This window comes from Caulobacter sp. FWC26 (assembly GCF_002742645.2).
In the GTDB taxonomy this organism is placed as follows: Bacteria; Pseudomonadota; Alphaproteobacteria; order Caulobacterales; family Caulobacteraceae; genus Caulobacter.
This window is the reverse complement of sequence record NZ_CP033875.1, coordinates 165,500-185,062: the sequence shown is the minus strand read 5'-3', so window position 1 is coordinate 185,062 and position 19,563 is coordinate 165,500. Positions and strand designations below refer to the sequence as shown.

Annotated in this window: 10 protein-coding genes, 4 tRNA genes, 3 rRNA genes and 6 pseudogenes; 8 read left to right on the top strand and 15 right to left on the bottom strand. The window is 63.7% G+C overall.

Annotation, left to right across the window (positions count from 1 at the left end; translation table 11 throughout):
* The first annotated feature begins 85 nt into the window (after positions 1-85).
* A complete protein-coding gene (locus CSW63_RS02490) occupies positions 86-988 on the top strand; it encodes a LysR substrate-binding domain-containing protein (protein ID WP_062095103.1) in 903 nt (300 codons plus the stop codon).
* A gap of 416 nt (positions 989-1,404) precedes the next feature.
* On the opposite strand, the gene hisG is transcribed toward CSW63_RS02490, so the two are convergent.
* The 3 genes and pseudogenes from hisG to hisS all read right to left on the bottom strand — a co-directional run bounded on the left by hisG (position 1,405) and on the right by hisS (position 4,993).
* A complete protein-coding gene (hisG, locus tag CSW63_RS02485; RefSeq protein ID WP_062095105.1) occupies positions 1,405-2,364 on the bottom strand; it encodes an ATP phosphoribosyltransferase in 960 nt (319 codons plus the stop codon).
* Positions 2,361-3,528: pseudogene (locus CSW63_RS02480) on the bottom strand (ATP phosphoribosyltransferase regulatory subunit); the annotation flags it as partial. The gene hisG and the pseudogene CSW63_RS02480, both read right to left, overlap by 4 nt.
* Positions 3,509-4,993 (bottom strand): histidine--tRNA ligase, encoded by a 1,485-nt coding sequence (gene hisS / locus CSW63_RS02475; protein WP_062095109.1) that lies wholly within the window; start codon positions 4,991-4,993, stop codon positions 3,509-3,511. The gene hisS and the pseudogene CSW63_RS02480, both read right to left, overlap by 20 nt.
* A gap of 320 nt (positions 4,994-5,313) precedes the next feature.
* Here hisS and CSW63_RS02470 point away from each other — a divergent pair, with 320 nt between their 5' ends.
* The 4 genes and pseudogenes from CSW63_RS02470 to CSW63_RS24060 form a co-directional block, all read left to right on the top strand.
* On the top strand, positions 5,314-6,027 hold the full coding sequence (locus CSW63_RS02470; protein ID WP_127846925.1) for a DUF5343 domain-containing protein: 714 nt from the start codon (positions 5,314-5,316) through the stop codon (positions 6,025-6,027).
* On the top strand, positions 6,024-6,617 hold the full coding sequence (locus CSW63_RS02465; protein ID WP_062095111.1) for a Swt1 family HEPN domain-containing protein: 594 nt from the start codon (positions 6,024-6,026) through the stop codon (positions 6,615-6,617). The genes CSW63_RS02470 and CSW63_RS02465 overlap by 4 nt, the downstream gene beginning before the upstream one ends.
* Positions 6,618-6,692: 75 nt before the next feature.
* Positions 6,693-6,763: transfer RNA gene (locus CSW63_RS02460), tRNA-Thr, on the top strand.
* 11 nt (positions 6,764-6,774) lie between these two features.
* Positions 6,775-6,874 (top strand): annotated as a pseudogene (locus CSW63_RS24060) (hypothetical protein); the annotation flags it as partial.
* 578 nt (positions 6,875-7,452) lie between these two features.
* On the opposite strand, the gene CSW63_RS02455 reads toward CSW63_RS24060, so the two are convergent.
* A complete protein-coding gene (locus CSW63_RS02455; RefSeq protein ID WP_062098601.1) occupies positions 7,453-7,818 on the bottom strand; it encodes a hypothetical protein in 366 nt (121 codons plus the stop codon).
* Between the two features lie 87 nt (positions 7,819-7,905).
* A pseudogene (locus CSW63_RS02450) lies at positions 7,906-8,370 on the bottom strand (DoxX family protein); the annotation flags it as partial.
* 60 nt (positions 8,371-8,430) lie between these two features.
* On the opposite strand from CSW63_RS02450, the pseudogene CSW63_RS02445 reads away from it, so the two are divergent.
* Together CSW63_RS02445 and CSW63_RS24055 are read left to right on the top strand one after the other, a co-directional pair.
* Positions 8,431-8,582, top strand: a pseudogene (locus CSW63_RS02445) (hypothetical protein).
* Positions 8,583-8,660: 78 nt separating this feature from the next.
* A pseudogene (locus CSW63_RS24055) lies at positions 8,661-8,874 on the top strand (hypothetical protein); the annotation flags it as partial.
* Here CSW63_RS24055 and CSW63_RS23625 read toward each other — a convergent pair.
* Both CSW63_RS23625 and bioB read right to left on the bottom strand, forming a co-directional pair.
* Positions 8,866-9,035, bottom strand: a pseudogene (locus CSW63_RS23625) (hypothetical protein); the annotation flags it as partial. The pseudogenes CSW63_RS24055 and CSW63_RS23625 sit on opposite strands and share 9 nt — an antisense overlap.
* A 133-nt stretch (positions 9,036-9,168) precedes the next feature.
* Entirely contained in the window at positions 9,169-10,194 is a 1,026-nt protein-coding gene (gene bioB / locus CSW63_RS02435) for a biotin synthase BioB (RefSeq protein ID WP_099502896.1), read from the bottom strand.
* 95 nt (positions 10,195-10,289) lie between these two features.
* Between bioB and CSW63_RS02430 the strand changes: the two genes are divergently transcribed.
* Positions 10,290-11,771: an inorganic triphosphatase gene (locus tag CSW63_RS02430; RefSeq protein WP_099502898.1), complete on the top strand. Its 1,482-nt coding sequence runs from the start codon at positions 10,290-10,292 to the stop codon at positions 11,769-11,771.
* Positions 11,772-11,826: 55 nt separating this feature from the next.
* Here the strand turns inward: CSW63_RS02430 and CSW63_RS02425 are convergent.
* The 8 genes from CSW63_RS02425 to CSW63_RS02380 all read right to left on the bottom strand — a co-directional run bounded on the left by CSW63_RS02425 (position 11,827) and on the right by CSW63_RS02380 (position 19,554).
* Positions 11,827-11,903, bottom strand: a tRNA-Met gene (locus CSW63_RS02425).
* Positions 11,904-11,965: 62 nt separating this feature from the next.
* A 5S ribosomal RNA gene (rrf, locus tag CSW63_RS02420) occupies positions 11,966-12,080 on the bottom strand.
* 103 nt (positions 12,081-12,183) lie between these two features.
* Positions 12,184-14,969, bottom strand: a 23S ribosomal RNA gene (locus CSW63_RS02415).
* A gap of 253 nt (positions 14,970-15,222) precedes the next feature.
* Positions 15,223-15,298: transfer RNA gene (locus CSW63_RS02410), tRNA-Ala, on the bottom strand.
* Positions 15,299-15,363: 65 nt separating this feature from the next.
* A tRNA-Ile gene (locus CSW63_RS02405) sits at positions 15,364-15,440 on the bottom strand.
* Positions 15,441-15,612: 172 nt separating this feature from the next.
* Positions 15,613-17,096, bottom strand: a 16S ribosomal RNA gene (locus CSW63_RS02400).
* The 16S, 23S and 5S rRNA genes sit together here with 3 tRNA genes alongside, the layout of an rRNA operon.
* Positions 17,097-17,951: 855 nt before the next feature.
* A complete protein-coding gene (locus tag CSW63_RS02385) occupies positions 17,952-18,272 on the bottom strand; it encodes a 2Fe-2S iron-sulfur cluster-binding protein (RefSeq protein ID WP_062095934.1) in 321 nt (106 codons plus the stop codon).
* A 43-nt stretch (positions 18,273-18,315) separates the two neighbouring features.
* A complete protein-coding gene (locus tag CSW63_RS02380) occupies positions 18,316-19,554 on the bottom strand; it encodes an NAD(P)/FAD-dependent oxidoreductase (protein ID WP_062095932.1) in 1,239 nt (412 codons plus the stop codon).
* Positions 19,555-19,563: the final 9 nt, after the last annotated feature.

The following is a 19,563-nucleotide window of genomic DNA, read 5'->3' as shown; positions in this document are numbered from 1 at the left end:
GGGGGCTCCTCTACCGGCGGACTAGTGATTTCCCTTGTTGATTTCTGATATAGTCATGATGAGGAATGCTCATTATGGAGCCGCCATGCCGCGCCGCACCAATCTGGACCTCGATCTTGTCCGCGCCTTCCTGGTGGTGTGCGAGCAACGCAGCTTTACGCGGGCGGGCGAGCGTCTGGGGCGGTCGCAGTCGGCGGTCAGCCTGCAGGTGCGGCGCCTCGAGGAGCAGTTGGGCCAGCCGCTTCTGTCGCGCGATCCGCGCCATGTAGCGCCGACCGAACAGGGCGCGGCCTTCCTGCCCCAGGCCCGCCGCCTGCTGCGCCTGAACGACGAGATCCTGGCCAGTCTGGGCGCCGACGAGATCGAGGGCGAGGTGCGGCTGGGCGCGCCCGAGGACTTCGCCACCCAGCATCTGCCCGCCGTATTGAGCTCGTTCGCCCGCAGCCATCCGCGCATCGCCCTGACCGTCACCTGCGACCTGACCCTGAACCTCCTGGATCGCCTCGGCGAAGGCGCGCTGGACCTGGCTCTGGTCAAGCGCGAGCCGCTGGGGCCGGACCTTGGCGTGCGGGTCTGGCGCGAGCCGCTGGTCTGGGTGGCGCTGGATCCCGAGATGGCGCGGCGCGAGGGCCCGGTCCCGCTGGTGGCCGCGCCGGCCCCTTGCGTCTATCGCAAGCGCGCGGTGGCGGCGCTGGAGGCGACCGGGCGAGCTTGGCGCGCCACCTACACCAGCCCCTCCCTGGCGGGACAACTGGCGGCGCTGCGGGGCGGTCTGGGCTTAAGCGTCCTACCGCGCGAGATGGCGCCGGACGATCTCACCATCCTGTCCGAAGGCCTGCCGCGGCTGGAGGACGCCGAGATCGCGCTGTTGAAGGCGCGGGGGACGCCGCCGCCGGCCGCCGAGCGGCTTGCCGACCACATCCTGTCGGCCCTGGACCGTCAACGCGCGCAGCCCGCCGGTCCGCCGGCCAAGGCGCGGGCGATGTAGGGTCCGCACCGGGTTTGCTGAGATCTTTTCCCCTCGTCATCCCGGCCGGAGGATTGCGGAGCGGGCCGTCGCGTCGGGGCCTGCAAACCACTTTTGACGCTTTCGTCAAAAGTGGTTTGCAGGCCCCAGATACACCAAACCCGCCGCGGGGGATAATCGCGACGGGCTGGCTATTTTCTCGATCATTCGATCTAGGCGGGCGTTTCCTCCCCGAAACGCCGAAGAACGGGAGCTCTCTGTTGGGCTCGTTTCGTCCTTGCAGTGTGTAGAAACGTCAAATTCGTGACGCTGTCAACGCGGCCATCGCCTTTTTCTCAACGGGTTGGCTGAATTTTTGACACAACCGCTGTTGTTTGGACGCTCGGGTCGAATTTACGTCGAGATTCACCCTCTATTTTTGACAAAACCGTCAAATCCTACTTTTCGAGCGCCGCGATAAAGCGATCCAGCACGGCCGATCGCGACTCGAACACGTAGTCCGGACGCGAGACCGTCACCGGCTCGACTCCGGCTTCCGCCAGGGCGGCGGCGGCGTCGAACAGGTCGGCGGTGGCCAGGAGGGCGCCGTTGGCGCGGCGCGAGCCGCCCCGGGCGACATAGACGGCGACGGCGTCCTGGGCGGCGCGGTCCTGCTCGGTCGGCCAGACCAGGGTGGCGAGCTTGCCCGCCCGGCCCTTGGCCTCAACCACCGAGAGCAGGCGGCGCAGGGCGTCCAGCTGCTCGCCGTTCCAGCCGGCGGTCAGGGAGGCGGTCAGCTGGGCCTGGCTCTTCAGGATCACCCCGTCGGACAGGATCTTCAGCCCGTTGGCGGCCAGGGTCGCGCCCGTGGTGGTGATGTCGACCACCAGCTCGGCGGCGCCGGCGGCCGGAGCCCCCTCGGTGGCGCCGCTGCTTTCGACGATGCGGTAGTCGGCGACGCCGTGGCGGGCGAAGAAGGCGCGGGTCTGGGTGACGTACTTGGTCGCCACCCGCAGGCGGCGGCCGGTGCGGGCCAGATGCGCGTGCCCGACCTCGTCGACATCGGCCATGGTGTCGACGTCGAGCCAGTTCTTCGGCGCGGTCACCACCAGGTCCGCGCGGCCAAAGCCGAGGGCGCGCAGCAGCATCACCCGGCTGTCCATGTCGTCGCCGCGCTCGCGCAGCAAATCCTCGCCGGTGACGCCGAGATGCAGGTCGCCCGAGTCGAGCCCGGCGGCGATGTCGCCGGCCGAGAGCAGCCGCACCGACACGCCCGGCAGGCCCGACAGCTCGGCCGAGTAGCCGCGCGCGCCGCCGGTCATCTCAAGCTTGAAGCCGCAGTCCGCCAGCCAGGCCTCGACCTGGTCCTTCAGGCGGCCCTTGGAGGGAATGGCGAAGATCATCGGTGCGGAGCTCATTCGCCGCCTCCCGCATAGGCCCGCGCGGGGCGGATCATGAAGCCGACCGCGCCGGTGTCGGTCGCAACGCCCAGCTTGCCAATGCCTAGCTTAAGGGGCAAGCCGTCATAGCGGCCGCCGGCGGCGACGGGGCGCTCGTCGCCCAGCGAGGCCGAGCGGATCTCGAACAGGTAGCCGTCGTAGTAGCCGAACGCCCGGCCGAAGGCGGCGGTCAGCGTGGCGCGCTCCAGGGCCACGCCCCGCTGCGCCATGCCGGCCAGACGCGCGCGCCAGCCGTCGAGGACCGCGCTCAGCGCGCCCGCCTTGGGACCGGCCAGGGCCGCGATGGCCGACAGGGCCGCGTCCGGACGGTCCGAGACCGCCAGGAACGCGCGGACCTTGGCGGCGGGCTCGGGATCCAGGCGCCCGGCCTTGGCGGCGTCGGCCTTTTCGACGAGGCGGCGGGCGATCTCGGCGGGACGGCGACCGCCGACGGGCTCGATGCCGGCCAGCGACCACAGCTCCTGCAGCACCGAGGCGGCTTCGGCCTCAGGCAGACCCGCGAGCAGCGCCGCAATGCGCGACTGCTCACCGGTCGGCGCGGCCACATCCCCGTCGAGCTCGGCCTTCAGCTGGCGCGGCTTGGCGAACGACCGCTTCAGGCGCGCGGCCAGCGGCGGCGCGAGATCCAGGCTGTCGACGAAAGCCGAAAACAGCGACACATCGCCGAGCACCAGCGAGAGATCCTCGCGCCCGCCCGCCGTGGCCGAGGCCCAGGCCAGGGCCGCCATCTCGGCGTCGGCGGCGATACGGTCACCGCCCTCGAAGGCCTCGACGCCCAGCTGCAGGAACTCTTCGGCGCGGTCGGAGCCGCGCGGCGCCACGCGGAAGGCCTTGCCCTCATAGCGGCGACGGCCCGCCCCGCCCCCGCCCTCGAAGTGCTGGCGGGCCACGGCGACGGTGAAGTCGGGACGCAGGCACGCCTCCTCGCCCGCCTCGCCCGACACCACAAACAGCCGCGAGCGCATGGCCTCGCCGGCCAAGTCGAGCAGCAGGCCCAGCGGCTGCAGCACCGGGGCGTCGGTCAGCACCGCGCCGGCGTCCAGCAAAGGGGCGCGGATGGCGTCCAGCGCGTCGGCCGGAATGGAACGCTCGAGCCTCACCCTCAACCCCCGATGATCTTGCGGACGGCGGCCACCAGCTCGCCGCGCGGGATCGTCTGCTGGCCCGGACGCTCGGCCTTCCAGGCGGCGTTGTCGGCCACGCCCGAGGCGAGCTCGCGGCCAAGATCGAGGTCCTTGATCGTCACGGTGCCGGCCGCGATCTCGTCGCCGCCCAGCATGATGGCCGCCGGCGACAGGCGACGGTCGGCGTACTTCATCTGCGGCCGCATGCCCGAGGTTCCCAGATACACCTCGGCCGGAATGCCCGCCGCGCGCAGCTCGCCCACCACCTTGAAGTATTCGGGCATGTGCGCGTCGTCGAAGGCGATGACCACCACCGGCCCGCGCGCCGACCCGCCCGGCTCACGCCCGGCCGCCCGCAGCGCCGCCGCCAGGCGCGACACGCCGAACGAGAAGCCCGTCGCCGGGGTCACATTGCCGGTGAACCGCGCCACCAGATCGTCATAGCGCCCGCCGCCGCCGATCGAGCCGAAGGTGACCTTGTTGCCCTTCTCGTCGGTGGTGCTGAGCAGCAGCTCGGCCTCGAACACCGCGCCGGTGTAGTATTCCAGCCCCCGCACGATCGACGGATCGATGAAGGCCTGGTCGTCGGCGATGCCAAGGCTGGTCAGGGCCGCGTCGATCCGCGACAGCTCCAAGAGGCCCTCGTCGCCCTCGGCCGAGCCGGCCACCACGCGGGCGATATTGTCCAGCGTCGCCGAACGACCGCCTTTCGAGCCGGCCTGGACGAAGTCCAGCACCTGGTCGACGGCCTTGCCCTTCAGCCCCGCGCCCTTGGTGAAGTCGCCGCTCTCGTCCAGCCGCCCTTCGCCCAGGAGCAGGCGCACGCCGTCCACGCCCAGGCGGTCCAGCTTGTCGACCGCGCGCAGCACGGCCAGCTTCTGGCCGGCGCTGTCGGCCCCGGCGGCGGTCAGCAGGCCGTTCAGCAGCTTGCGGTTGTTGATCTTCAGCACCGCCGTGCCGCGCGGCAGGCCCGCGGCCTCCAGCCCCTCGACGGCCATGGCGATGATCTCGGCGTCGGCCTCCGGACGGGCCGAGCCCACCGTATCGGCGTCGCACTGGATGAACTGGCGGAAGCGCCCCGGCCCCGGCTTCTCGTTGCGCCACACCGGCCCATAGGCGTAGCGGCGGAAGGGCTTGGGCAGGGTCTCCCAGGTCTGGGCGGCGAAGCGGGCCAGCGGCGCGGTCAGGTCATAGCGCAGCGCCATCCACTGATCATCGTCGTCCTGCAGCGCAAAGACGCCCTCATTGGGCCGGTCGCTGTCGGGCAGGAACTTGCCCAGCGCGTCGGCATATTCGAACGCCCCGGTGTCCAGCGCCTCGAAGCCGTAGCGCTCATAGACCGCCGACACCGCCTCCAGGATCGCCCGCTCAGCCCGCAGGTCGCGCGCGCGCTTGTCGGCGAAGCCGCGGGGGGCGCGGGCCTCGGGGCGGAAGTCGGTGTTGGTGTCGGGAGTGTCGGTCATTCGTCGGTCCTGGTGATCTAGGCTTCGACGGATGGCGCTTGTCACAAAGCCCCATCCGCTAGGCGGGGCTCTGGCTGGGTACGCTCGGCTTTAGAGCGCGCGGACCCGGCCGATCCCGCGAGGCGAGGTCGGATGGTGGTGGTGGCCGTGATGGTGCGGCGTGCGGGTCATTGCGGGGGCGGTGTAGCGGAGATGGGGCGTGGGGGGAAGGGTGGTTGTTAGACAAACAAGATGTACCCCCAAACCACCTCCCGCATTCCGCGCAAAGTAACATTGCAGCAACGCTCACTTTAGCTATGCTCAATCCAAGGGAGACGGAGATGGCTAAAGGCACAGGCGAAAATTCCGAGCAGGTTAGTTCGGACCAATCTGACAGCACTGAGAACGGCAAAGAAAAATCCGAGCGCCGCGAGATTAAAGGCGGCATTCCTTACAGCACGTCTCCAGGCGTCTTGAAGAAGGCGCTAGAACTAATAATACCTGCCGAGCGCCCAGATAATTTTGGCGCGAACTACATGGAAACCATACTCAAATTGACAGGCGGATCCGCCCGGGCTGTCCCACCATTCTTGAAAAAGATGCAGTTCATCAATGCAGATGGAACGCCTACTATCCTCTATTCAAAATTTAAAACTGATAGCGGCCGGTCTCAAGCGGCCTACGAAGGACTGAAAAATGCCTTCGGCGAACTTTTTAAGCGCAACGAATATATTCACAAAGCAGACGAAGCCTCGGTAAAAGACACAATTGTCGAGATTACCGGCCTAAAGAAGACGGACTCCATCGTTCGCCTCATGTATGCGTCTTTCGATGCAATAAGAGGCTTCATCTCGGGGGATGTTTCCCAGAACGACGACCCATCCAAACAGGAAAATGGCCGCGATAGCACCGGAGAGACCAATCACGAAGACAACCCTCCCTTCAGGGGAAAGATTGGCCTTTCGTATCAGATAAACATTGTTCTACCTGAGACAGAGAATATTGCTGTATTCAATGCCATATTCAAAAGCCTTCGCGACAATCTTCTACGATGAGCATCGAGCGCGACATAGAGCTTTTTATTCTAAAAAGCGCAATCATTACTCATGGATTACGCTCCGCCTTCTCGGAGCAGCGCGTAGGGAAAACTCGGGGAGCGCTCGAAGCACAAGCTGACTCACTGGTAGCAGACTACCTTAAGCAAGTGGATTTTGAGACGCTGCAAGATGCGGAGCGAATGAGCGAGTTCTACAAGCTTTTCTATGCGCTCGAAAATGACATGCGGGACCTTATCGAGTCCACAATGATCGACGCGAAAGGCCGTGAGTGGTGGAAAACCGCTGTACCTCAAGCCGTGCGAGATAACGCTCAGAAGAACTACGACCGAGAAGCTTCAGAAGGCCTACCACCCAGGTCGGACAGGCTAATAGACTACACAACATTCGGTGAGTTGGGCGAGATTGTCCGGGATAACTGGGATACATTCTCAGGCATGTTCTCAAACGCAACTCGAAATCGAGTACTTCGGGTCATCAATCGCCTGAACTTGGTTCGAGGACCGATCGCGCATTGTAACTTCCTCCCAGAGGAGGAAGCGATCCGATTGAAGCTCGCCATCCGAGACTGGTACAAATTAATGGAATAGGACTGCAGCACGCTGAGCTTGCGGAATGCTACATGCACACCATATAGGAGACAGGGGCGTGCAACGCTCCTATCAGGGTGTAGCTCAGCGGTAGAGCACCCGATCGGTAATCGGGGGGTCGCAGGTTCGAGCCCTGCCACTCTCCGACACCTCTTCGATGTCGCCCCGGAAGGCGACGCGCCCTCCTTATATCTCACGGCGAGACGATCGCTTGGCAGACCCCGGTTGCTCAAGTACTGCGCTTCGCGCCGCCGCCCAGCCCCCTCTCCCATGGGGAGAGGGTCGGGGTGAGGGGGTACGGCGTCCGACGGCGGGCCGGCAGGGCGGAAGACCGCGTAACCCCTCTCCCGACCCCGGCTTTCGCCGGGGCCACCCTCTCCCGCTGGGAGAGGGAACCGGGTCTCTTGACCCACCCGGCCCGTCCAGCACGCTGCAGCCTCCAAGAGATGTAAGGCTTGGCCCGACCTCAAGGCGGTCGGCTTTTCACTGACCTTTCCAATCATAAACACCGTCATCCCGCGCTTTAAGCGCGGGACCCATGGTTCAGCTTTCACACATGAGAGCGCGGGTGATCTCCGCCCGTGCGGCGGACAAATGGGTCCCGCCCATGAAACGTGGGATGACGACGGGCTTGGCGGGTGTGAAGCCCTCTCCCATGGGGAGAGGGTCGGGGTGAGGGGGTACGGCGCCCGACGGCGCGCCGGCAGGGCGGCAGACCGCGTAACCCCTCTCCCGACCCCGGCTTTCGCCGGGGCCACCCTCTCCCGCTGGGAGAGGGAACCGGTCTGACGGGAAGGGGCGGACCAGCAGAACGTCCCCTCCGGCCGCTTCTCCCCTACCCCGCCGTCTTCGGCGTGCGGCGCCAGGCCCACAGGAACAGGGCGGCCAGGGTCAGGTCGATGCTGGCGAACACCAGGGTCGGGGCGATGACGCGGCCTTGGGTCCACAGCCACCAGACCGGAACCCCGAAGGCCAGCTTCTCCAGCACGCCGGCCAGCATCAGCGGCCGGTAGCGCGCCGGGTCGCTGGCGATGACCAGGAACATCACCTGGGCGGCCAGGGCGGTGCCAATGAAGCCGTAGAAGTGCTCGGGATGGGCCAGCAGCGGGGCCGGGGCCGCAACCCGGGCCTCCAGAAAATAGAGCGGCGTCAGGGCGATCAGCCCATAGATCGCCGCGATCCTGAAAATCCAGCGCGCCATGTCGGTTCGGCCCCTCCCGCCGTCTCTCTTCGTTGGGCTGGCAGGTTAGCGGCAAACGGCGCAGGGGCCAGGGGGGGCGCGCGCGCCTCAGCCGTCGAGGCGCGGGCCCCGCCGCACCGGGAACAGCGCCCGCAGCGCCGGGTCGCGCAGCCACAGGCCGCCCCACAGGAAGACACCCAGATACAGGCCAAACAGGGTGTGGCTGAACAGCGGGCTCGCGGCCCGGATCTGGGTCGCCATCGCCCCGCCCAGGAGGCCGGTGAACAGCACCGCGCCCAAGAGGCGCGTGGGCGGAACGAGGTAAAGCACCAGGCACGCAAGCTCCACCAGCCCGATCATCAGCGTATGGCGCGGGTCCCAGCCCAGGGCCTGCAAGGTGGTGGTCGCCGCCGGGTGATGCAGCAGCTTGGGCGCGATCGACGCCCCGGCGATGAACAGGGAAAAGGCGCCGGTCAGCATCCAGCCGGCCCAGGGGATGATCTTCTCGCGCATGCGGTGGGCCTCTCCGTTTTGGCCAAGGACGGACGAGGCGGGCGAAAGCCGACAGGGGAGCGCGGAGAAATCCCTCTCCCAAAGGGAGAGGAGAGACGCACAACGTCCGCCAGACATACCGTGTCATCCCGGCCGCAGCGCGCAGCGCGGAGCGCCGGGACCCAGGGGGTGACGAAGCGCGGCGCTCTTGCAACCCCTGGGTCCCGGGTCGGCTTCGCCGCCCGGGATGACACGGGTTATGGGGATTGGCGGGCGTGAACGCTCGGAATTGACGAAGACGATCTCAATGAAATCAATCGCTTCTCACTTTTACGCCCAGACTTGTCCCCGGCGTTGAGACCCGCCCCATACTGGTCTCACCTCGTCGCGAGGAAAGGGCGCATGGCCAGCGACCATTTGCGGCGGCGGGGGGCGGTCGAGCGGGGACAGGTTCGAGGGGGTTACTCGGACGGTCCGGGGACCTGATGCTGGTCAGGCCCGCCCGCCGTCGGCGTGGTCGAGGGAAAGGGTTCGTCCCTCTTCGATCACCGGGCGCTGCCGGAAACGGAAGCGCCCGGGTCCCGACAAGGCCTGAACAGGGCCACCTTCCCGGGACGCTGGCGGACAACGGCTGCGCGGAGCGTCGGGCTTCGTCGAAACGGTATTTATCAATCAACTCCGGACGGATGTCCGGCGCTCCGCGTCCCTTTCCAGACCTTCAGCGAGTGATCGCGTGAAGCGGCGGACGCATGTCGCAAATCCTCCCCCCAGCGGGGGAGGTGTCGGCCCGAAGGGACGACAGAGGGGGGTCAGCAGGACTTCCCCCTCCGTCCTCTGCGCGGACACCTCCGCCGCCAGGGGGAGGATTGAGCGGCCGCCCTACTCCGCCGCCACCAGGCCGGCGTCGGCCTTGGCCTCGACCCGGACGGCGCCGCCCATGGGCTTGAGGTCCAGGTCCTGGAACAGGGCGCTGTCCTCGTCCTGGCCGGGCAGCGGGGTGGTCAGGAGCTTGCCGCCGACGAAGATCGAGTTGGCGCCGGCCATGAAGCACAGGGCCTGCAGCTCGCGGCTCATGCCTTCGCGACCGGCCGACAGGCGGACCATGGACTTGGGGCAGACGATGCGGGCGACCGCGATGGTGCGGACGAACTCGATGGCGTCGATGGCCTTGCCTTCCGACAGGACCTTGTCGCCCAGCGGGGTGCCGCTGACCGGGACGAGGCCATTGATCGGCAGGCTGTCGGGGTGGGCCGGCAGGGTGGCCAGCTGGTGCAGCAGGCCGGCGCGGTCGCGGCGCTGCTCGCCCATCCCGACGATGCCGCCGCAGCACGTGCTCATGCCGGCGTCGCGCACATGGGCCAGGGTGTCGAGGCGCTCCTGATAGGTGCGCGTGGTCACCACGTCCTTGTAGTAGTCGGGACCGGTGTCGAGGTTGTGGTTGTAGTAGTCGAGGCCGGCGGCCTTCAGGGCTTTCGCCTGGTCGGCGGTCAGCATGCCGAGCGTGGCGCAGGTCTCCAGGCCCAGGGCCTTCACCTCGCCGATCATTTCGGTGAGCTTGGGCAGGTCGCGGTCCTTCAGCTCGCGCCAGGCTGCGCCCATGCAGAAGCGCTGGGCGCCGCCGTCGCGGGCCGCGCGGGCCTTGGCCACCACGTCGTCGGCGGCCATCAGCTTCTCGGCCTTGAGGCCGGTCTTGAAGTGGGCCGACTGGCTGCAATAGCCGCAGTTCTCGGCGCAGCCGCCGGTCTTGACCGACAACAGCTGCGACAGCTGGATCTCGGAAGGATCGAAGTGGGCGCGGTGGACGTTGGCGGCCTGGAACACAAGTTCCATGAACGGCAGGGCGAACAGCGCCTCGACCTCGGCAAGCGTCCAGTCGTGGCAGGGGGAAGCGTTGATCTCACTCATGGCCGGGACGTTTGGACCGACGCATGACGGTTGGCAAGAGTTCCGCTAGAGGTCATGGCGACGGGCCGGGCGCGGCGGTTGAAGAGGCTCCGATCATGGATCGCGAGATCGAGCTGAAGTTCCTGATCCCGCCCGAGGCGGCCGAGGCGATCCTTGGCGCCCTGGACGGCGAGGGCGCGGTGCGCCAGCTCGACGCCACCTACTACGACACCGCCGATCATGCGCTGCGCCGGGCCGGCTTTGGCCTGCGGGTGCGCGACGGCGAGGGCGGGCGCAAGCAGACCCTGAAATCGGCCTCGGCCGGCGGGGTGTTCTCGCGCGGCGAATGGGAGGAGACGATCGCCGGCCCCGCCCCCGATCGCGGCGCCCTGGCCCGCACGCCGGTGGCCCAGATACTGGCCGAAGCGGCGCTGGCGCCGGTGTTCACCACGCGGGTAGAGCGGGTGATCCGCCTCGTCCGCGTCGGCGAGACACTGATCGAGGTGGCGCTGGATCGCGGCGAGCTCAGCGCCGGGGACCGCCACGCGGTCGTCTGCGAGCTCGAGCTCGAATTGAAGGCGGGCGAGGCGCAGGCGCTGTTCGATCTGGCGCGCACCCTGGCCCGGCATGCGCCGTTGCGCCTGTCGCTGATCAGCAAGGCCGAGCGCGGCTATAGTCTGGCGGCCGGGGACGCGACGCCGACGCCGCGTCGCCGCCCGGTGGCCCTGGCCACCGGCGCGACGGTGGGCGAGGCCCTGCAGACGATCGGCCAGGCGGGCCTGGCCCAGCTCTGCGCGGCGCTGGAGGCCCTGCGCGAACGACCGGCCCCCGATGGCGTACACCGGGCCCGCGTCGCGACCCGCCGCCTGCGGGCGATGCTGAAGATCTTCAAGCCTCTCGCCGGCGACGACGCCGCGCGCGCGCTTGACACGGAACTCGCCTGGCTGGCCGGCGAACTGGACGCGGCGCGCGATCTCGACGTCTTCATCGGCGAGGTGTGGGAGGGCTCGGCCCAGGGCGCGATCTTCGAGGGCCGCGACGCCTTCGAACGCGGCCTGAACGCCGCCCGGGCCAGCGCCTACCTGCGCATGGAAGCGGCGTTGGAGAGCCCGCGCGCGCGGGGTGTGTTGCTGGACGCCGCCGCCTGGCTCGAAGCCGGCGCCTGGACGTCTGATCCTGGCCTCGCCGATCGGCGCAACGAGTCCGCCAGGGTCTTCGCCGCCGAAGCGCTCGCCCGTCACAGCCGGCGGATCCGCAAGACCGCCAAGCGGTTCGACGAGCTCGACGCGCATGGACGGCACAAGCTGCGCCTGAAGGGTAAGACCCTGCGCTACGCCCTCGAGGACCTCGCGGCGCTGTTTCCTGAACATCCGCGTCGGGCGGAACGTCTGCTCGAAGCCGCCAAGGCGGTCCAGGACACGTTGGGGGCTTTGAACGATCGCGCTGTACGCAAGGCCTTGGTGGACACCGCAGCTCATGGGGACCCCGCGCTCGCTCTCAACGCCGCCCGGGTCGTACTCCCCGACGAGGAGGCTGAGCTAGTCCAGGCCGCCCGGGAAGCGCTGAGCCATCTCGTAGCGGCCGATCCGTTATGGTGAGGGAACGCTAAACGCAAAAAACCGCCCGAAGGCGGTTTGCTTACGATCAGACCACTGGGTGCGGGGACAGGATTTGAACCTGTGACCTTCAGGTTATGAGCCTGACGAGCTACCGGGCTGCTCCACCCCGCGTCAGGGTGTTTGTTGATTGTGAGGGAGGGTTCGTGGACTTGTGATTGATATCCTTTTGGCGGACCTGGCGGCGACCTACTCTCCCGCGCCTTGAGACGAAGTACCATTGGCCCAGGGGGACTTAACGACCGAGTTCGGAATGGGATCGGGTGGGGAACCCCCGGCAAAGCCACCAGGTCAGCGAAAAGGATATCGACAGCCCTCTTTCGAGGGCAGTGATTGTGAAGAAGACATCAGTGTCTGAAGTAGAGCCATGCTTGTGCATGGGTTTGACTGAAGAACGATCAAGCCTATCGAGCTATTAGTACCGGTAAGCTCCATGCGTCGCCGCACTTCCACACCCGGCCTATCAACGTGGTGGTCTTCCACGGCTCTCAGCGAGACCTTGTTTTGAGGTTAGTTTCCCGCTTAGATGCTTTCAGCGGTTATCTATTCCACACTTAGCTACCCTGCTGCACAGCTGGCGCCATGACAGGTCCACCAGAGGTGTGTCCATCCCGGTCCTCTCGTACTAGGGACAGATCCTCTCAAGTCTCGTACACCCACGGCAGATAGGGACCAAACTGTCTCACGACGTTCTGAACCCAGCTCACGTACCACTTTAATCGGCGAACAGCCGAACCCTTGGGACCTGCTCCAGCCCCAGGATGTGATGAGCCGACATCGAGGTGCCAAACTTTGCCGTCGATATGGACTCTTGGGCAAAATCAGCCTGTTATCCCTAGAGTACCTTTTATTCGTTGAGCGATGGCCCTTCCACGCAGGACCACCGGATCACTATGGCCGACTTTCGTCTCTGCTCGACTTGTCAGTCTCGCAGTCAGGCGGGCTTATGCCATTGCACTCGACGACCGATTTCCGACCGGTCTGAGCCCACCATCGCGCGCCTCCGTTACACTTTGGGAGGCGACCGCCCCAGTCAAACTGCCCGCCACGCCATGTCCCGGACCCGGATAACGGGCCGCGGTTAGACGTCAGCAACAATAAGGGTGGTATTTCAAGGATGGCTCCGCCGGAACTGGCGCCCCGGTTTCATAGCCTCCCACCTATCCTACACATGTTGCTGCTAACGCCAAGGCGAAGCTGCAGTAAAGGTTCATAGGGTCTTTCCGTCTGACCGCGGGAACCCCGCATCTTCACGGGGAATTCAATTTCGCTGAGCCTATGCTGGAGACAGTGGGGAAGTCGTTACGCCATTCGTGCAGGTCGGAACTTACCCGACAAGGAATTTCGCTACCTTAGGACCGTTATAGTTACGGCCGCCGTTTACCTGGGCTTCAATTCAGAGCTTGCACCCCTCCTTTTAACCTTCAGGCACCGGGCAGGCGTCAGACCCTATACGTCGCCTTGCGGCTTCGCAGAGCCCTGTGTTTTTGATAAACAGTCGCTACCCCCTGGCTTGTGCCACTCTCATCTGGTTGCCCAAAAGAGAGTCACGCTTATCCCGAAGTTACGCGTGCAATTTGCCGAGTTCCTTCAGCATAGTTCTCTCAAGCGCCTTGGTATACTCTACCTGCCCACCTGTGTCGGTTTCGGGTACGGTCTCCGTTGGAGTTATTTCCAGGGACCTGTTCACTGCCAGGAGCAATCCAATAAGCCCTGACAATTTACCAGATCCGTCACTTCCAACTGGTTCAGGAATATTCACCTGATTCCCATCGACTACGCCTTTCGGCCTCGCCTTAGGGGCCGACTAACCCTGCGCAGATTAGCTTTACGCAGGAACCCTTGGGCTTTCGGCGAGAGGGTCTCTCACCCTCTTTATCGCTACTCATGTCAGCATTCTCACTTCCGATACCTCCAGCAAGGCTCACGCCTCACCTTCATCGGCTTACGGAACGCTCCGCTACCGCGTGCTTACGCACACCCATACCTTCGGCGACTGGCTTTAGCCCCGTTACATTTTCCGCGCAGGTTCGCTTGACCAGTGAGCTGTTACGCTTTCTTTAAATGATGGCTGCTTCTAAGCCAACATCCTGGTTGTCAAAGCAAACCCACATCGTTTCCCACTTAGCCAGTACTTGGGGGCCTTAGATGATGGTTAGGGTTGTTTCCCTTTTCACGACGGACGTTAGCACCCGCCGTGTGTCTCCCGGATAGTTCTCTTGGGTATTCGGAGTTTGATTAGAATTGGTACAGCTCGCGCCGCCCGCATCCATTCAGTGCTCTACCCCCCAAGGAATTCGTCCGAGGCACTACCTAAATAGTTTTCGCGGAGAACCAGCTATGTCCAGGTTTGATTGGCCTTTCACCCCTATCCACAAGTCATCCGAGAATTTTTCAACATTCACCGGTTCGGTCCTCCAGTAAGTGTTACCTTACCTTCAACCTGCTCATGGATAGATCACCTGGTTTCGGGTCGTCATGCGACGTACTTATTCGCCCTATTCAGACTCGCTTTCGCTGCGCCTACACCTAACGGCTTAAGCTTGCACGGCACATGAAGTCGCTGACCCATTATACAAAAGGTACGCCGTCACCACGCTCGGTGGCTCCGACTGCTTGTAGGCTTCCGATTTCAGGTTCTGTTTCACTCCCCTTGTCGGGGTGCTTTTCACCTTTCCCTCACGGTACTTGTTCGCTATCGGTCATTGAGGAGTACTTAGGCTTGGAGGGTGGTCCCCCCATGTTCAGACAGGATTTCACGTGTCCCGCCCTACTCGCGTCTGTCGCTATTTGACGCTTACGGGGCTATCACCCACTATGGCTGTGTTTCCCAACACATTCAGCTTTATGTCACGACAGCACTGGCCTGGTCCCGGTTCGCTCGCCACTACTACGGGAGTCTCGGTTGATGTCCTTTCCTCCGGGTACTGAGATGTTTCAGTTCCCCGGGTTTGCTTAATGAACCCTATGTATTCAGGTCATTATACCTTGTCTGATCAACCGATCGTCGCCTTGCCCGAAGGCAAAGCAAAGTCGGGTGACCATAAAGGTGGGTTTCCCCATTCGGAGATAGCCGGATCAAAGGGTGCTCGCGCCTCCCCGGCTCTTATCGCAGCGTGCCACGTCCTTCATCGCCTCTCAATGCCAAGGCATCCGTCAGAAGCCCTTATGCGCTTGATCGTTCTCAGCAAAACCCATGCTTAAATCAGCCCTCGCCGCATCGCGCGGGGAGGCCTGAGCATGAGCTCTACCTTTAGTCAGACAATGATGTCTTCTTAAGTCCGCCCTTAAACCGGATCCGCATCCCAGGGGTGAGCTGCGGTCGGCGGGAGAACCCTGCCTTCACAATGTCATTTCGCAGCCGGCTCAAAAGCCGGTGCAAACTTGTCATTCCAATCGCGAGATCAATCTCAATCCTCATCGGGAGGAGAGATGGTGGAGCCAGACGGATTCGAACCGACGACATCCTGCTTGCAAAGCAGGCGCTCTACCAACTGAGCTATGGCCCCTCTTTTTCAAGAGATCTGGGTTAGCCAGGAGAGCTGGTCGTGATCCGAAGCATCAGAAGAAAGAGTGGTAGGCCTGGGCAGACTCGAACTGCCGACCTTACGCTTATCAGGCGTACGCTCTAACCACCTGAGCTACAGGCCTATGACGGCCTTCGCAGGCGTCCGCCTCCGGGCTCGCGATCGACTTGATCCCTAACGGAACCAAGTGAGTGGAAAGAGAAACGAAGACGGCGGCGATCCGCTCATTTTTGGTCGTCTAGCGACCGTGTCTGGAGCCTCAATAAGCCCGTGAGAGCTTGGAGAGGCATCCTTAGAAAGGAGGTGATCCAGCCGCAGGTTCCCCTACGGCTACCTTGTTACGACTTCACCCCAGTCGCTGACCCTACCGTGGTCGCCTGCCCCCTTGCGGTTAGCGCAGCGCCTTCGGGTAAAGCCAACTCCCATGGTGTGACGGGCGGTGTGTACAAGGCCCGGGAACGTATTCACCGCGGCATGCTGATCCGCGATTACTAGCGATTCCAACTTCATGCTCTCGAGTTGCAGAGAACAATCCGAACTGAGACGACTTTTAGGGATTGGCTCCCCCTCGCGGGATTGCAGCCCTCTGTAGTCGCCATTGTAGCACGTGTGTAGCCCACCTTGTAAGGGCCATGAGGACTTGACGTCATCCCCGCCTTCCTCCGGATTAACTCCGGCAGTACGATTAGAGTGCCCAGCCAAACCTGATGGCAACTAATCGCGAGGGTTGCGCTCGTTGCGGGACTTAACCCAACATCTCACGACACGAGCTGACGACAGCCATGCAGCACCTGTGTCCCAGTCCCCGAAGGGAAAACCACATCTCTGTGGCGGTCCAGGCATGTCAAAAGGTGGTAAGGTTCTGCGCGTTGCTTCGAATTAAACCACATGCTCCACCGCTTGTGCGGGCCCCCGTCAATTCCTTTGAGTTTTAATCTTGCGACCGTACTCCCCAGGCGGAGTGCTTAATGCGTTAGCTGCGTCACCGACATGCATGCATGCCGACAACTAGCACTCATCGTTTACGGCGTGGACTACCAGGGTATCTAATCCTGTTTGCTCCCCACGCTTTCGAGCCTCAGCGTCAGTAACGGACCAGTATGTCGCCTTCGCCACTGGTGTTCTTCCGAATATCTACGAATTTCACCTCTACACTCGGAGTTCCACATACCTCTTCCGTACTCAAGACTGCCAGTATCAAAGGCAATTCCAAGGTTGAGCCCTGGGCTTTCACCTCTGACTAAACAGTCCGCCTACGCTCCCTTTACGCCCAGTAATTCCGAGCAACGCTAGCCCCCTTCGTATTACCGCGGCTGCTGGCACGAAGTTAGCCGGGGCTTCTTCTCCGGGTACCGTCATTATCGTCCCCGGTGAAAGAATTTTACAATCCTAAGACCTTCATCATTCACGCGGCATGGCTGCGTCAGGCTTTCGCCCATTGCGCAAGATTCCCCACTGCTGCCTCCCGTAGGAGTTTGGGCCGTGTCTCAGTCCCAATGTGGCTGATCATCCTCTCAGACCAGCTACTGATCGTCGCCTTGGTGAGCCTTTACCTCACCAACTAGCTAATCAGACGCGGGCCGCTCCAATGGCGATAAATCTTTCCCCCGAAGGGCACATCCGGTATTAGCTCAAGTTTCCCTGAGTTGTTCCGAACCAAAGGGCACGTTCCCACGTGTTACTCACCCGTCCGCCACTAATCCCGAAGGATCCGTTCGACTTGCATGTGTTAGGCCTGCCGCCAGCGTTCGCTCTGAGCCAGGATCAAACTCTCAGGTTGAGTTGACATTGACTTCAGACTTCCAATCCCAGGGGAAAACCCAGGATCAGGTATCTGGTTTGCATAGTTTCTTGACGAGTTCCCATCACTCGATCGACCCGAAGGCCAACCGGCGTAATGGTGTCTTCTTCAAGAGACCGCATTCGTCAGCGTCAGTTGATGACCCGAAGGTCATCGCCAGAGCGCCGCCGCCTGCGTTTCTCTTTCCAATTCAACAATGTCAAAGACCCGAGCCACCTCCCGGCGACCCCATCGTTTAACACCCGATGTCGGCGGAGGCGGCTATCTATCCAACCTCGTTTTCCGTGTCAAATCGTTTTTTTCAAAACTTTTCGAACCGGAGCGGCGGACCCGGAAAAACCGGAACCGCCAGAGCTGCTAGCTTCTAGAGAAGCTAGCCAGCCTAGTCAACCGATTATTTGAAGAAACTTCAAAACATCAAGTAACTAGACCTTACATCGCGCCGCTGAATTCTTGCGAAATCTTGGCGGCGATGTTCGGAGCGGCGCTTCTAATGAAGTGACATTCCGAAGTCAACCAACTCTTTTCGGCTTTTTCGACACTCCGGAAAACCAGGTATCGAAGAGACAAAAGAGGATCCCTGGGCCGCCGAAGCCGCCCTTGCGGATCCATCATCGAGTCGATTGGAGCGCGGTTTCTAGCGAAGCGTCTGGGCCGATGCAACTCCCTTTCGGGAGCCGCGTCGTCCGGTCGCGATGCCGTTCCGAGCGAGGCGGTGATCTAGTCGGCCAACCGCCGGCTGGCAACCCCCTCGCGACAATATAACGACGCTCTTTTGACGGCGTCCTTAACGGACGCCTATGGAGCCCGAGGCGCCGGGCTCCATTCGTCGGGCTAGTGCTGGCTTTCCGGGAGACGAACGATCAAGCCGTCCAGCGCATCGCTGACCTTGATCTGGCACGATAGACGGCTGTTGGGTTCGACGTTCTCGGCGAAGTCCAGCATCGACTCTTCCATGGCCGACTTGTCACCGGTCTTATCGAGCCAGGCTTCGTCGACATAGACGTGGCACGTCGCGCAGGCGCAGGCGCCGCCACAATCAGCGTCGATGCCCGGGACATTGTTCTTCACGGCGCCTTCCATGACGGTCAGGCCCGGCTTGACGTCGATGACTTGCTCGACGCCGTCGTGCTGGATGTAGGTGATCTTGGCCATTTGTTTCCCGTTACCCCTGGAAGGCTCTCTCTGTAGGGCGACCCTAGGCCGCCACCTCTTTCATGGACACCGACGGATCGGCGAGCTTGCCAGCGTTGACCGGCGTGCGCTTGGCGATCAGCTGCTTGCCGGCCATGAACTCCGGCGGGGCGTTCACCGCCTCCACAGCCTGGATCAAGTCGCCCTTAAGATGGAAGACCGCGAACTTGGCGGCCGCCACGTCGCCGCGCACCACTTGGCGATCGGCGTCGAACGGCAGGCCGGCGATCTGTAGCTTGAGATCGTACTGGTCCGACCAGAACCAGGGCGTCTCGGGGGCCGGTCCCGGACGCCCCAGAATCGCAGAGGCCGCCTGCTTGGCCTGTTCAAGCGCGTTGGGAACGCTCTCCAGCCGGAACTGACGGTCGTACAGCGGTAGCGGACGGTGCGTGACGTCGCCAATCGCGAAGATCGAGGGATCGTCGGTGCGCGCTTCGAGATCGACCACCACGCCGTTGACGGTGGAAAGGCCGGCGTCCTTGGCCAACTCGTCGTTCGGGATCGCCCCGACGCCAACGAGGGCGACGTCGCAGGCCACGACACGGCCATCGGTGAAACGTACGCCTGTCACGTGACCGTCCCGGCCCTCAAAGGCCGCGACGCCGGCGTTCAGCTCGAACGCGACGCCGTGCTTGCCGTGATAGTCTTGGAAGAAATGCGACAGAGTCTCGCAGGCGACACGGGCCAGAACGCGGCTCTCGCGCTCGATGACCATGGCGTGACTGCCCAAGGCGCGGGCCGAAGCGGCCGCCTCAAGACCGACATATCCGCCGCCGACGACAGCCAGGCGCTTGTCCGGGCCCAGGGCGTTCTTCAACAACTCAGCGTCGGCGGCCGTGCGAAGGGCCAGGACCCCGGCGAGATCCGCCCCCGGGATTGGCAGTTCGCGCGCTCGGGCGCCGGTAGCCAGGACCAGGAAATCGTAGGGGATTACCTCGCCCGAGGCCAAGGTCACGGTCTTTTCAGACCGGTTGATCCGTTCGGCGACGCCGCCCAGGCGCAGCATCACGTTGTTCTCGGCGTACCAGTCGGCGGGCTTGAGCGACAGCGAGTCGGCGTCGGCCTCGCCCTTCAGCCAGGCCTTCGACAGCGGAGGGCGCTGATAGGGCAGTAGCGGCTCGTCCCCAATCAGGACGATCCGGCCCTCGTGACCATACTGGCGCAGGAACGCGGCGACCGAGCCGCCTGCGTGACCCGCGCCGACGATGACGACGCATGCGTGCTGATTGACGTTAGCGCTCAATGACGCCCT

Bases quoted from the DNA above. Each gene is read 5' to 3' on its own strand.
- CSW63_RS02490 (WP_062095103.1), top strand. From the start codon at position 86: ATGCCGCGCCGCACCAATCTGGACCTCGATCTTGTCCGCGCCTTCCTG.
- hisG (WP_062095105.1), bottom strand. From the start codon at position 2,364: ATGAGCTCCGCACCGATGATCTTCGCCATTCCCTCCAAGGGCCGCCTG.
- hisS (WP_062095109.1), bottom strand. From the start codon at position 4,993: ATGACCGACACTCCCGACACCAACACCGACTTCCGCCCCGAGGCCCGC.
- CSW63_RS02470 (WP_127846925.1), top strand. From the start codon at position 5,314: ATGGCTAAAGGCACAGGCGAAAATTCCGAGCAGGTTAGTTCGGACCAA.
- CSW63_RS02465 (WP_062095111.1), top strand. From the start codon at position 6,024: ATGAGCATCGAGCGCGACATAGAGCTTTTTATTCTAAAAAGCGCAATC.
- CSW63_RS02455 (WP_062098601.1), bottom strand. From the start codon at position 7,818: ATGGCGCGCTGGATTTTCAGGATCGCGGCGATCTATGGGCTGATCGCC.
- bioB (WP_099502896.1), bottom strand. From the start codon at position 10,194: ATGAGTGAGATCAACGCTTCCCCCTGCCACGACTGGACGCTTGCCGAG.
- CSW63_RS02430 (WP_099502898.1), top strand. From the start codon at position 10,290: ATGGATCGCGAGATCGAGCTGAAGTTCCTGATCCCGCCCGAGGCGGCC.
- CSW63_RS02385 (WP_062095934.1), bottom strand. From the start codon at position 18,272: ATGGCCAAGATCACCTACATCCAGCACGACGGCGTCGAGCAAGTCATC.